Raw genomic sequence first — 14,741 nt, forward strand, 5'->3', positions numbered from 1 at the left:
CAATGGGATTTTCAAAAAATTTTATGTGGGGGGGAGCAACTGCTGCTAATCAATGCGAAGGAGCATGGAATGTAGGCGGTAAGGGAATGACTGTTTCTGATGCTAGTACTGCTGGAACGGTATCCGATCCTAGATATACCACGTATATTACTAAAGATGGTAAGCCAGGAAAGGCTATCATGTTTCAAGAATTACCTGAAGGAGCTCATCGCGCAGTTTTAGATGAATATTATTATCCATGTCATGAAGGAATTGACTTTTACCATCATTATAAAGAAGATATTGCTTTATTTGCAGAGATGGGATTTAAGATTTTCCGTATGTCAATTTCATGGGCCCGCATCTTTCCAAAAGGAATTGAAAAAGAACCTAATAAAGAAGGTTTAGCATTTTATAGACGTGTATTTGAAGAATTGAAAAAATACAATATTGAACCATTGGTAACTATATTCCACTATGATATGCCTGTTTATTTGGAAGAAGAACTTGGTGGATGGGGAAATCGAGAGTTGATTGACCTTTTTGAAAAATATGGACGTGTATTATTCAATGAATATAAGGGGTTGGTAAAATATTGGTTAACGTTCAATGAAATCAATAGTCCTATTTTATTGAGAAACTATATCCCAAATTATCCAAAATCAAAAATGAAAGAAGCACTTCAAACATTACACCATCAATTTGTTGCTAGTGCTAGAGTTGTACGTGCTGCTCATGAAATCTCACCAGATATGAAAGTGGGAGCAATGTTAGGTGGAGTATGTAGTTATCCATTAACATGTAATCCAGATGATGTATTAGCAACTCAAAAACGTCAACAAGATGATTTCTATTATTGTTGTGATACAATGGCTCGTGGAAAATATCCATATTATGCTCAAAGACTTTGGGAAGAATATGATGTGAAACTTGAAACAAAAGAACAAGATTTTATAGATATTCAAGAAGGTAAAGTTGATATGATCACATTCTCATATTACTCTACAGGTTGTACAACAGTAGATGAAAATGCAGAAAAAGCAAAAGGAAACTTTACAACTGGTGCAAAAAATCCATACTTACAGTACAGTGAGTGGGGCTGGAGTATTGATGGAAAAGGTTTAAGATACTTATTAAATGAATTATATGGCCGTTATCAGTTACCACTTATGGTTGTAGAAAATGGATTAGGTGCTATAGATAAACTTGAAGCTGATGGTAGTATTCATGATCCATATAGAATTGCTTATACAAGAGAGCATATTAAAGCAATGAGAGATGCAATTCATGATGGTGTAGATTTATTAGCATATACATATTGGGGATGTATCGACCTTGTTAGTGCATCTACTGGAGAAATGAAAAAACGTTATGGATTCATATATGTTGATAGAAATAATGATGGATCAGGAACTCTAAAACGATATAAAAAAGATTCATTTTATTGGTATAAAAAAGTTATTGAATCCAATGGAGAGGATGTGGATTAAAAAAAGGCGAAAGATATCTTTCGCTTTTTGTTCTATTATGATAAATACAAGGATAAAGAACTATGGAATTATTTTAATTGGCTCATTTTTGTTTTGTGCAGGATTAAATTGGTTTATTGTTCCTTTGGGACTTTATAATGGAGGAACAGTAGGGATTTCTCAAATTATCCGTACGTTATTAGATATAAATATTGGTTTTGACATTGCGGGAATATTGAATTTTATGTTAAATATTCCATTGTTAATGTTAGCTTTTGTACATTTTGGAAGATCATTATTCTTTAAAACATTTTTTAGTATTATAACACAAACCATTATTTTTACTTACTTACCAATTCCTACTCAGCCTATCATAGAAGAATATGCTGTTTCATGTCTTATGGGTGGAATTTTAGCAGGAGCAGGTGTTGGAATTACGTTAAGAGCTGGTGGCTCTGGAGGTGGTTTAGATATATTAGGATTGTATCTTACTAAAAAGAGTAAAGATTTTAGTGTAGGACGTTTTGCATTGATTATTAACGCAATCATATATAGTGTATGTGCTATTTTATTTGAATTACCTGTTGCTATTTATTCTATTTTGTATTCTATGGTTTACTCCATGGCAATTGATAAAACACATTTACAAAATATAAATACAAGCGTTATGATTTTCACAAAAAATAAGATTATTTGTGAAACAATATTACATGAATTAAATCGTGGAGTAACTTATTGGAAAGGGGTAGGTGGCTATACAGAAGTTGATACCTATGTTTTTTATAGTGTACTGTCAAAATATGAAGTAAGAATATTACAAGAAAATTTAAAGATACAAGATCCAGATGCATTTGTTGTTGTGACAGAACAAGATCAAGTATTAGGAAATTTTGAAATAAGATTGTGATAAAAGAAAGGTGTGTGAATAATGTGAAAAAATTATTTTATAATGGAACAATTCTCACTATGGATGAAAAAATGCCCAAAGTAGCTGCTGTTGCAATTGAAGAGGATCGAATTATACAAGTATATAACGAAGTCCCATTAGATTGGAAATATGAAAGCTATGATTTAGAGGGAAAAACACTTCTACCTGGCTTTATCGATGGACATTCTCATTTTGTTGGTTGTGCTAATTCATTGGCACAATGTGATTTATCCAAAGCCAAAAATTTTTATGATATTGTGGATATTATGAAACAATTTATAAAAGACCGAAATATTCAAAAAGGAAAATGGGTCGTTGGTATCAATTATGATCATAATTTCTTAAAAGAAAAACGTCACCCAGATTGTAATGTCCTTAATGAGATTAGCAAAGATCACGCTATTCTTATAATACATGCTTCAAATCATATGGGTGTTGTAAATTCATTTGGACTATGTAAAGAAAATGTAAATGATGATGTAAAAGATCCACAAGGTGGTAGATATGGTAGATTTGATGGGACAAATACTTTGAATGGATATATGGAAGAAAATGCTTTTATTAATTTTCAAAAATCTATATCTTCCTTGGATATAGAAATGATGAGAAAAAATATAATTTTAGCGCAAGAATTGTATGCAAAATATGGTATTACAACTATTCAAGATGGTTTTCTTACCGATTCCTTATATTCTTTGTTAAAACTATTTGCTGAAGAAAAACTTTTAAAAATTGATGTTATTGGATATGTTGATTTAGAAAATTATCGTAATATATATCAAAATCATTCAAAAGATTATATATATAATAATCATTTTCGTTTAGGCGGATATAAAATCTTTTTAGATGGATCTCCACAAGGAAAAACTGCATGGATGAAGGAACCATATGAACATAGTAAAGAAAAGGGATATCCAGTTCATTCAGATGAAGATATATATGAATTGATCAGCAATGCTTTAGAAGATCATGCACAGTTATTGGCACATTGCAATGGGGATGCTGCAGCTGAACAATATGTAAAACAATTTACAAGAGTTATGGAAAATCATAGTTATATAGATTCTTATCGTCCAGTTATGATTCATGCTCAATTGGTAAGAGAAGAGGAATTAACAAAGATGAAACCAATATCTATGATTCCAAGTTTTTTTGTTGCGCATACATATTATTGGGGAGATATTCATTTGGCTAATTTAGGGGAAGAAAGAGCCTCTCGTATTTCTCCTGTAAAAGATGCTATTCGTACAGGTCTTACATATACATTCCATCAAGATACACCTGTATTATTTCCTGATGTAATGAAAACAATCAGCTGTGCAGTTAATCGAATTACAAAAAATGGAGTTGAATTGTCAAAAGATCAAAGTATTAGTGTTATGGAGGCTTTAAAAGCTGTAACAATATATGCAGCTTATCAATATCATGAAGAAAATAGTAAAGGAAGCATTGAAAAAGGAAAAAAGGCAAACCTTGTAATTTTAGAGAAAAATCCTTTAGAAGTAGAGTTAAGTGAGTTAGAAAAAATACAAGTGGTTGAAACAATCGTAGATGGTGTAACAATATTCAAAAAATGATATAATGTAAAGGTATTCGCAGTTTAGAGAAAAGGAGAGATTATTCGTTGAAATTAAGCAAGGATATAGTTTTAGAATATATACAAAATCAATCATTACATCAATCAGAGGATGTTCATTTTACAACTCAAGAACTTTCAGATGTTTTACAGATGCAACGTTCAAATTTAAGCAAGCTATTAAATGAATTGGTAAAGGAACATCGCATTAAGAAAACTAGTGGTAGACCTGTTTATTATTCATTAGTAAAAGAACATGAAGAATCATGTTTTCATACGATGATTGGTTATAATTCAAGTTTAAAGCAAGTTGTTCAGTTAACAAAAGCAGCTTTGCTATATCCAAGCAATTCATTGCCTATTTTAATTACAGGATCAGATGGATCAGGAAAAAGCTTATTAGCAAGGCTGATTTATGAATTTGCGAAAGAAACTAACATTATTAAAGAAGAGGCTCCATTTATTAAAATTAATTGTCGATATTTAGTTGAAGAATCTAATGAGAAAATTAGAGAAATTTTCTTTTCAAAAGATGATGGGGCGATGAAAAAAGCACAAGGAGGTATCCTATTTGTTGACCACATCAATAGATTATCTCATGATATTCAAAGTGACCTTTTAAATTATGTTGAGATAGCACAAATATCTTTAAGTAATATGATTTTAGTTTACTCTGTTGATGACTCCATCAATCCTTCGTATTTGAGTCTATATTCTTCAAAGTTTTCAATTGTTGTGGATTTACCAGCACTATCCAAAAGGAGTTTTGAGGAAAGATTCGATATGATTCAACTTTTTTTTCAAAAAGAAGCAGAATGTATTCAAAGGGATATTAAGATTAATGCAGAGGTATTACGTTGTCTAATGCTGTATCCATGTCAATCTAATGTAAAGCAGTTGAAAAAGGATATTCAGTTAGGTTGTGCAAATGGTTATGCTAGAAGTTTTGACAAAGAAGACAATCAAATGGAGCTTTTTATTCATGATTTTCCGAATTATGTTCGAAAAGGTTTTTTATCATATCGTAAATATCGTACAAAGATTGAACAAATAATACCAGATAATTATTTGTATATTTTTTCAGCCCAGGCAACAAATGCTTGCCATGATAATAATACAAAACAATCTGATGGAAATTTTTATAATATGATTGATCGAAAAGTAGAAGAACTGAAACAACATGGAATAGATGAAGAAGATATCATGGGAATTATTCAAGCTGATCTAGACTATAATTTTAAACAAATTAATTCCAGTATTGAACAAAAAGAAATTGATAAAGAATTGATTTCTAAGATTGTTGATTCTAAAATTATTGGGATGGTTGATACGTTTCTTAAAGAGGCATCAATACGCTTTGAACGTATTTATCCAAACTCACTTTTTTATGCGATTTGTTTACATTTATCTGCCATATTAGAAAGAAAAGGAAAATCACAAAAATTATCTAATGAACAGATTGTTATGACAATCAAAGAATTTAATGAAGAATATATTTTTTGCTCTAAATTTACAACTACATTAGAAAAAGAATTTAATGTAGAATTCTCTATTTATGAAGTAGTATTTTTAACAATGTTTATAACGCAGGACAATTTGAGTGAAACATCAAAAAATAAACCAGTTGTCTTGGTAGCAATGCATGGAAGTAGTACTGCATCTAGTATTGTTGAAGTAGCAAACACATTGGTTGGAGATGGAAATATTTATTCCTTTGACCTTTATTTAGATAAGGACATGCAAAAGGTTTATGAGGAATTAAGCCAAACAATTTTAGAAATTCATCAAGGAAAAGGAGTATTGATGTTATATGATATGGGTTCTTTAAGGTCTATGGCAGAAATGATAAGCTTAGAAACTGGAATTGATATTAAAACTGTTTGTATTCCAGCTACTCTAATTGCTTTAGATTGCTCTCGTAAAGCAAGCTGTTATAATTCCTTAGATGATATATATACATCAGTTATGGACTCTTATCAACAAATGTATCCAGAAATTCAACAATCTTATCAGAAACAAGAGAAACCTCAAGTTATTATTACTTTATGTATGACAGGAGAGGGAGCAGCAATACAAATAAAAAATTATATTGAACAACATATTTATTTGGAGAATACAGATATCATACCTTTAGCTATTTCTGATCATGAATATCTGTTGAAAAAAGTAAATCAAATTCAAAAAAGTCAAAAAATTGCTTGCGTTGTTGGAGCGTATAATCCAGAGTTATACGGAATACCATATATTCCTATTTCTAAATTGTTTGATACTTCCCCAGATAAACTGGATATTTTACTATCTTTAGAGACAGCAGAATCCGTTATGTCAGTCAACTATGATGCTATTTATGCATATCTTCAAGAGCAGTTAGATGGATTTGATTTTAAATTATTAAAAGAAGTTTTACCAAAGGTCATTCGCAGAATAAAGAAAATGGTGCATGGTCTATCATCTGATCAAGAAGTAGGTTTATTTATGCATATTGCTTGTTCCATTTATCGTTTGCAAAATGAAAATAAATCTGCAAAAAATGGACAAACCAAACACATTATTTTGAAAAATAAACGTCTATACAATGATTTGAAAGAGATTTTACATTTAATTGAAGAAGAATTTTGCGTGGAATTTAACGATGATGAATTGGCAAATATAATTCAAATTATAAGACAATGTTGAGTGTAGGAAAACTGGTTCTTTCAGAAAATTAAAAAGAAAAAACTATGAGTTAAGAAAATTGAGCAGCATAACAGGATATGCTGCTTTTTATATTTTATGATTTCATTAAATTTGTCCTTGATGTAGAAAATCAATATATGCTGTATAGATTAATAGGATAATGTCTTTTTAGCAGGAGCAAAGCTTAAAATGGTGTTTTAAAGACTAGTGGGGGAAGAGTTCTGTCTGTAATTGGTACGGGTAAGACTTTAGAGGAAGCTAGAGAAGAAGTTTATAGAAATGTTGAGCTTGTTGATTTTATGGGAGCTTATTGTAGAAAAGATATAGGGATATTTGAATAAATGGTAAAGCTTAGGAAGAAATCCGGCGATTGCTGGATTTCTTAGGAAATTATAATTCTATTATTAGTAAGAAAATGGTTATAATTTTAAACTTTAAGAAATAGTTAATAATATATGAATTTTTTGGAGAGGGTTATGTGGTTAATTATTTATATGAGGTATCTATAAATGGGGTAAACGTTCCTGTGTTGGAATGTGGATATGGGAATAAAACGAGAATAATATTACTTAAATCCATATCAGATATATATGGAAGTGATTATAAAAGTTTATTAGGAAAAATAAATACTAATAAAGAAGAATTTGAGGGGCATTATTATAATTTAAGGGATGAAGTAACTGGAAATAGTGTATTAAAGAATCAATTGAAAATTCATTTGGATAAAAGAACAGTTTATTTTTACGCATTAGATATAGATGGATTTCAAAAATTAATGTTTATGCAAAATAAAACATATAAAAAGAATATTAAGTTGTATAATCAAATTATATCTAAATATTTTAATGAGGATATGAGACAAGATAATAAAAATAGTAAGTTTTTAGATAGTGGATCTGTTGGAAATATATTGGGATTTAAGAAGAAAAATGAATTACTAAAAATAATAAATTCTTTATTATTAGTACCAAAGTATGTTAAGAATAATAATGTAAAGAGTAGGAAAAATTTTATTAAAAATAGCATTGATAGGATATCAGTAAGGTTAATGCTAGATAGCATTGGAGTAGAGCATGAACTTAAAATTCCTAAAGATAAAATGGATGTTTGTATAAAATTATTCTCAAATGCTATTTATGTAGAAGATGAAGTTTTAGATGAGATAATTAAACTCTCTAGGGAAATTAATGATGAAAAATGTGAATATTTAAAAATATTAAATGAAAAAAATAAAGAGCAATTTAAAAAGATTAAAGAACAGATAAATAAATAATATTTAGGAAGAGCGAAAAGTTATTAAGTTTAGTAGAGGTAATGGTAATGGCTCCCCTCCACCATAAAAAAGATTTTATTTAATATTATTTGAAAAGATAGAAGGTATAGAGTTTATATAAAAAATATGTAACTCTATACCTTTTTTTGTATGTGCAATTATGAACTTAATTATATATAATAGAACCATACTGAAGTTATGGAAAGGTATAAATTATTATGAAAAGGATAAATGAAGTTTTTAGTGATTTTAATACTGGAAGCAACATAAGTACTGCCTTGGTTGAAAGTGCAGTTTTAAAGAAAAAATCTAAAACTTTAGAGTTAGCAATAAGTTCAGATAGATACATAGAAATACAGGAAATTGAAGAACTTAATAACTTCATTAAAAGAAGGTTTTATTTAGAGCATTCAAAGATTGCTATAAATTATACTGAAGAAGTTAAGATGAAGCCTATAGAAGAGGAAATTAAGAATATAATATCTTATGTTTCTAATAAACATCCTTTTCTTAGGGTAGCTGTTAACAATTGTGATTATGAAATAAGTGGTAATACAATAACACTAAAGTTTAGAGTGCCTGTATCAACAATGTTCAGGGACTTAAAGTATGATAGGGAAATTAGGGAAGGCATAAAAAGCTTCTATGGTAAATCCTATAATATAAAGTTTGTTGATAATGTAGATGCAGATGAATTAATTAGGCTTCAAGTAGAAGAAGAGAAGAAGAGAATGTCTATGATTAGGAGTGAAATTAGGTCTACTGGGCCATCTATTCCTAAGGATACAACCCCAACTGTTCCTGGTGAAGGGGATAAGGGTAAAGATGATAAGAAGTCTGGAAAGATGAATAATCCTTTCTTAATATTAGGTAGAAATTCTAATATTAAAGAATCCTTAATAAGAATATCTGATGCCTCTCCTGAGGAGGGAAGAGTTGCCTTATATGGTGAACTATCTAATATGGAGACAAAGGAATTAAGAAGTGGTAAGATATTAGTTTCTTTTGATTTATATGATGGAACAGGTTCTCTTACTTGTAAGTCCTTCCTTAAGCCAGAGCAAGCTGATGATGTAATATCTAAGCTTAAGAAGGCAAGGGGGGTTAAGCTTTGTGGAAACTTAGGTTTTAGTAATTTCTCTGGGGAAGTTGAGATGATTGCAAATACAATAGTTGAAACAAAGGGACTTGAAAGGGTAGTAAGAAGAGATGAGTCAGAAGTTAAGAGAGTTGAACTTCATCTTCATACTAAGATGAGTCAAATGGATGGTATGAGCAGTGCAGCTGACTTAATAAAGAGAGCAATGAGTTGGGGAATGAAGTCTATAGCTATAACTGACCATGGTGTTGTTCAATCTTTCCCTGAAGCACATAAGTTATTAGGTAGAAATAATCCTGATATGAAGGTCATTTATGGAGTGGAGGCTTACCTTGCTCCAGATAAAAAGCCTTCTGTGAGAAATATTAAGGGGCAAAGCCTTGATACTACTTATTGTGTATTAGATTTAGAAACTACAGGTTTTTCACCTAGATTAGAAAAAATAACTGAAATAGGTGTAATGAAGTACCAAGATGGTAAGGTGGTTGATAAGTTTAGTTGTTTTGTTAATCCAGAGAAATCAATACCTCCAAGAGTTGTTGAAGTAACTGGTATAACTGATGATATGGTTAGAGATGCTGAAACTATAGATAAGGTTTTTCCTAAACTTTTAGAATTTATTAAAGATAGCGTTTTAGTTGCCCATAATGCTGAGTTTGATGTTGGTTTCTTAAGGCATGTTGCAAGAGAGTTAGGTTATGAATTTGACTTTACATATTTAGATACCTTATCACTAGCTTATGAGTTATTCCCAGAGTATAAAACATATAAGCTAGGAAGAATAGCTAAAAATCTTGGAATAAAGGTTGATGTTGCTCATAGAGCCTTAGATGATGTTGATACAACAGTTAAGGTGTTTAAGGTAATGCTTGATATGTTAAAGGAAAGAGGAGTAAATACCTTAGAGGATATAGAAATTTATGCATCTGATGAAACTGCCAAAAAGGAAGCTTTTAAGAAGCTAAGAACTCATCATGCTATTATTCTTGCTAAGGATTATGTTGGCTTAAAGAATTTATATAAGTTAGTATCCTATTCACATTTAGATTATTTCTATAAAAAACCTCGTATATTAAGAAGTATGTTTAAGAAGTATTCTGAAGGTTTAATTATAGGTAGTGCTTGTAGTGATGGAGAACTTTATCAATCAATTCTACTTGGAAAGTCTGATGAAGAAATTGAAGCTATAGCAAGAGAATATGATTATTTAGAAATTCAACCATTAAGTAACAACGATTATCTTATAAGAAATGGTGAAGTACCTGATAAAGAATATTTAAGAGAAATTAATAGAAATATTGTAGCCCTTGGAGAAAAGCTAAATAAACCTGTTGTAGCAACTGGGGATGTTCATTTTATGGATCCAGAGGATGAAATCTACAGACGTATTTTAGAAGCAGGTCAAGGTTTTAAGGATGCAGATAACCAAGCTCCTTTATATTTAAGAACTACTGAAGAGATGCTTGAAGAATTCTCTTATTTAGGAAGAGATAAGGCTTATGAAGTAGTAGTAACAAACACAAACTTAATTGCAGATATGTGTGAGCAAATAAGTCCAATATCTCCAGAAAAATGTCCTCCTCACATTGAAGGATGTGAGCAGGAAATAAAGGATATAGCTTATGGTAAGGCTCATGAGTTATATGGAGAAGAACTACCTGATATTGTACAGCAGAGGTTGGAGAAGGAACTTAATTCTATTATTCAAAATGGGTTCTCAGTAATGTATATAATTGCTCAAAAGCTAGTTTGGAAATCTAATGATGATGGATATTTAGTTGGTTCAAGAGGATCTGTTGGTTCTTCAGTTGTTGCTTATATGACTGGTATTACAGAGGTTAATGCATTACCACCACATTATAGGTGCCCTAAGTGTAAGCATTCAGATTTCAATGATTATGGAGCTAAGAATGGTTTTGACTTACCTGATAAGGCTTGTCCTGTTTGTGGAGAAATGATGGATAAGGATGGAATGGATATACCTTTTGAAACCTTCCTTGGATTTAATGGGGATAAGGAGCCTGATATTGACTTAAACTTCTCTGGAGAATATCAAGCAAAGGCCCATAGATATACAGAAGTTATATTTGGTAAGGGTACAACATTTAAAGCAGGAACAATAGGTACAATAGCTGAAAAAACTGCTTTTGGATATGTTAAGAAATATTTTGAAGAGAGAAATACTAAAGCTAATAAAGCAGAGATTACTAGAATATCAAAGGGATGTACTGGAATAAAAAGAACAACTGGTCAGCACCCTGGAGGAATAATAGTTGTTCCTAAGGGAAGAGAGATATTTGAGTTTTGTCCAGTTCAGCATCCAGCTGATGACCCTAATTCAGATATTATAACAACACATTTTGATTATCACTCAATAGATTCAAACTTACTTAAGCTTGATATACTAGGACACGATGATCCTACAGTAATTAGAATGCTTCAAGATATTACAGGGGTAGACCCTCAAAAAATACCTTTAGATGATAAAGAAACTATGTCTATTTTCTCATCAACTAAAGCACTTGGAGTAACACCTGAACAAATTAATTCTAAGGTTGGTACCTTTGGTATACCTGAGTTTGGTACGAAGTTTGTTAGAGGAATGCTTTTAGATACACTTCCTAAGAGTTTTTCAGATTTATTATGTATATCTGGGTTATCTCACGGTACTGATGTATGGCTTGGAAATGCTAAGGATTTAATTGATGGAGGAGTAATTACAAGTATAAGTGATGCCGTATGTTGTAGAGATGATATTATGGTTTACTTAATTAAAATGGGTCTTGAACCTAATACATCCTTCAAGATAATGGAGCTTGTTCGTAAAGGTAAGGCTTTAAAGGATCCTGAAAAGTGGGCAGAGTATGAAAAGATGATGAGAGATAATAATGTACCTGAATGGTATATAGATTCTTGTAGAAAGATAAAATACATGTTCCCTAAGGCCCATGCAGCAGCTTATGTTATGATGGCATTTAGAATTGCATGGTTTAAAGTACATATTCCTTTAGCATATTATGCAGCATATTTCTCTATAAGAGCTAAGGCTTTTGATGCAGAGTATATGATTTTTGGAAAAGAAAAGGTTAGAGAAAAAATGAAGGAAATCAGCTTACAAGGAAATGATGCAGCTCCAAAGGATAAGGATATGTATGATGATTTAGAAATTGTATTAGAGATGTATGAAAGAGGTTTTAAGTTCCTACCAATAGATTTATATAAATCAGATTGGGATAAATTTAAAGTAGAAGAGGATGCCCTTAGACCTCCTTTAAATAGTATTTCGGGAATGGGTAATGTGGCAGCAGAAGCAATATTTAATGCTGTTCATGAAGAAACTCCAATTAGTTCAATTGATAATTTAAAGAAACGTGCTAAAATAGGTAATTCTGCAGTAGATTTACTTAGAAAATTTGGTTGTTTAAATGGATTATCAGAAAGTGATCAGGTAAGTTTCTTTGATGTAATTTAAGTTAGTAATGTGATAGAAAAGCTATAAAATTCCTTTTTAATGAATTTTATAGCTTTTATTATCTTTAATAAATAATATCTCTTCATTTTGTTCAACCTATTGTAGATAGGTTAAATAGAGGTGATAGAATGAACAATAATACAAAAAAACTAACATTAATGGCTTTAATACTTATGATTTTTACATCTGTATTTGGATTTGCTAATATGCCAAGGTCCTTCTTACTAATGGGATATGCCGCTATTCCATGGTATATAATAAGTGCAATAGCATTTTTTATACCATATGCTTTTATTATGGCTGAATATGGTTCTGCCTTTAAGAAAGAAAGTGGTGGAATTTATTCTTGGATGGAAGGGTCTATAGGTCCTAAGTATGCATTTATTGGTACCTTTATGTGGTATGCATCTTATATAGTATGGATGGTAAACGTGGCATCGTCTATATGGATTCCTTTATCAAATGCATTTTTTGGAAAGGATTTAACATCTACATGGTCATTATTAGGATTAAATTCAACTCAAACATTAGGAATACTAGGAGTACTATGGATAATTTTTGTCACATTTATATCTACCAAGGGTATAGAGAAAATAACTAAGATTACATCTGTTGGTGGCACCTTTATAGCAATATTAAATGTAGTTTTAATTATAGGAGCTATTGTAGTATTTGCTTTAAATGGTGGAGAATTTTCAGAACCAATTAATAATGGAGTAAAAGCATTTTTTGTTTCACCAAATCCAGACTATAAATCAATAATACAAATTTTATCTTTTGTAACCTTTGCTATTTTTGCATTTGGAGGTCTTGAAGTATTAGGAGGATTGGTTGACCAAACTGAGGATGCAGAAAAGAATTTCCCTAAGGCAATAATTGTTTCTGCTCTTGTTATTTCAGTAGGATATGCCATAGGAATATTTGCCTGTGGAGTTTTTACTAATTGGAATGATGTATTATCATCTCAAGATGTTAATTTAAGTAATGTAGCTTATATTCTAATGAATAACTTTGGAGTTCAACTTGGAAATGCAATGGGATTAAGTGAAACAGTTTCTTTACAAATGGGCATTTGGGTTGCTAGATTTGTTGGGTTATCAATGTTATTAGCTTTAAGTGGAGCATTCTTTACATTAACCTATTCCCCATTAAAAACATTGATTTCAGGAGCACCAAAGGAAATTTGGCCAGGAAAAGTTGGAGAAATAAAAAGTGGAATGCCTATAAATGCTATGTGGGTTCAAGCTATTATAGTAATTTTTATAATACTTTTAGTATCATTTGGAGGAAAAGGCGCAAAAGAATTCTTTAGGATACTAGTTTTAATGACCAATGTTGCCATGACTATACCATATTTATTTTTAGCAGCAGCTTTTCCTAAGTTTAAAAAGAAGCAATTAGAAGGAAAGGTTCCCAAAGCCTATGAATTTTATAACTCCTATGGAGCTTCAATTTTTGTGGCAGTTATTATATGCATAATAGTGGGCTTTGCTAACATATTTACAATAATAGAGCCAGCAATGTCTTGAAAAATATTTGATACTATAATGATGTTAGCAGGACCAATAAGTTTTTCTGTGGTTGCATTAATTTTATATAGTATTTATGAAAAAAAGTATAAGAATAATAAAGTATAGTTAAAAGTTTTGTAGGAGTACTAACATTGTAATGATTTTGAAACTTTTCAAAGTGAAAAATATGTGATACATTGTAAAGGAATACAAAAGATGACGGAGGAGTATTATGAAAAAGAAATTATCAATTTTATTAGCTACTTTAATGGTAGGAGCAACATTTGTAGGATGTGGAGCAAAGGAAGAAGCTAAAAATGTTCCAACAAGTGAAATTGTTGAAAGTATTAAAGAAAAAGTGGAAATGAGAGCATTAGGAACAGTTGAAGGAGAACTTTTAACAGAAAAATTCCATTTAAATCTTGATGATGTAGAAGAACAAACTGTAGAAAATGGTGTGATTAATACCGGATTAGAAGTAGTTGCAGTTGTTAAAGCTAAAGAGGGAAAGGTTGATGCTGTAAAGGCTTCATTAGATAAAGTTATTGAGGATAAGAAGGCATCAGCATTTTATCCAGGAGAGCCTGAAGCAGTTGAAGCAGCACAATTAAAGGTAAATGGAAATTATGTAGGACTTTTCATTATCCCAGATTACGAAGAAGGACAAAACAATGCTGAAAAGGCAGCAAAAGTTTTTGAAGAAGCTCTAAAATAGTCAAATATGCTTTAGGAATGGAAACATTCTTAAAGCATTAATT

The 14,741-nt window shown here is 30.7% G+C and carries 7 protein-coding genes and 2 pseudogenes; all 9 read left to right on the top strand.

Annotation, left to right across the window (positions count from 1 at the left end; translation table 11 throughout):
• Nucleotides 1-2 precede the first annotated feature (2 nt).
• The 9 genes and pseudogenes from KIB46_RS03115 (at nt 3) to KIB46_RS03155 (ending at nt 14,698) form a co-directional block, all read left to right on the top strand.
• Entirely contained in the window at nt 3-1,469 is a 1,467-nt protein-coding gene (locus tag KIB46_RS03115) for a family 1 glycosylhydrolase (protein ID WP_291670822.1), read from the top strand.
• On the top strand, nt 1,459-2,355 hold the full coding sequence (locus KIB46_RS03120) for a YitT family protein (RefSeq protein ID WP_291670824.1): 897 nt from the start codon (nt 1,459-1,461) through the stop codon (nt 2,353-2,355). Before KIB46_RS03115 ends, KIB46_RS03120 begins: the two co-directional genes overlap by 11 nt.
• Nucleotides 2,356-2,378: 23 nt before the next feature.
• Nucleotides 2,379-3,953, top strand: coding sequence for an amidohydrolase (locus KIB46_RS03125; protein ID WP_291670826.1), 1,575 nt, complete (start codon nt 2,379-2,381; stop codon nt 3,951-3,953).
• Nucleotides 3,954-4,000: 47 nt separating this feature from the next.
• Nucleotides 4,001-6,628 (top strand): PRD domain-containing protein, encoded by a 2,628-nt coding sequence (locus KIB46_RS03130; protein WP_291670828.1) that lies wholly within the window; start codon nt 4,001-4,003, stop codon nt 6,626-6,628.
• A 156-nt stretch (nt 6,629-6,784) separates the two neighbouring features.
• Nucleotides 6,785-6,969 (top strand): annotated as a pseudogene (locus KIB46_RS16360) (phosphoribosylglycinamide synthetase C domain-containing protein); the annotation flags it as partial.
• Between the two features lie 137 nt (nt 6,970-7,106).
• On the top strand, nt 7,107-7,901 hold the full coding sequence (locus KIB46_RS03140) for a hypothetical protein (protein WP_291670830.1): 795 nt from the start codon (nt 7,107-7,109) through the stop codon (nt 7,899-7,901).
• 218 nt (nt 7,902-8,119) lie between these two features.
• On the top strand, nt 8,120-12,472 hold the full coding sequence (gene polC / locus KIB46_RS03145; RefSeq protein WP_291670831.1) for a DNA polymerase III subunit alpha: 4,353 nt from the start codon (nt 8,120-8,122) through the stop codon (nt 12,470-12,472).
• Nucleotides 12,473-12,600: 128 nt separating this feature from the next.
• Nucleotides 12,601-14,109 (top strand): annotated as a pseudogene (yjeM, locus tag KIB46_RS03150) (glutamate/gamma-aminobutyrate family transporter YjeM).
• A 106-nt stretch (nt 14,110-14,215) separates the two neighbouring features.
• Complete coding sequence (locus KIB46_RS03155; protein WP_291670834.1) at nt 14,216-14,698, top strand: DUF4358 domain-containing protein; 483 nt, start codon at nt 14,216-14,218, stop codon at nt 14,696-14,698.
• The last annotated feature ends 43 nt before the right edge of the window (nt 14,699-14,741 follow it).

This window comes from Clostridium sp., assembly GCF_018372875.1.
GTDB lineage: Bacteria > Bacillota > Clostridia > Clostridiales > Clostridiaceae > Clostridium.

What these genes read in the sequence shown, in the direction of transcription:
- KIB46_RS03115 (WP_291670822.1), top strand. Translation starts at nt 3, where the DNA reads ATGGGATTTTCAAAAAATTTTATGTGGGGGGGAGCAACTGCTGCTAAT.
- KIB46_RS03120 (WP_291670824.1), top strand. Translation starts at nt 1,459, where the DNA reads ATGTGGATTAAAAAAAGGCGAAAGATATCTTTCGCTTTTTGTTCTATT.
- polC (WP_291670831.1), top strand. Translation starts at nt 8,120, where the DNA reads ATGAAAAGGATAAATGAAGTTTTTAGTGATTTTAATACTGGAAGCAAC.
- KIB46_RS03155 (WP_291670834.1), top strand. Translation starts at nt 14,216, where the DNA reads ATGAAAAAGAAATTATCAATTTTATTAGCTACTTTAATGGTAGGAGCA.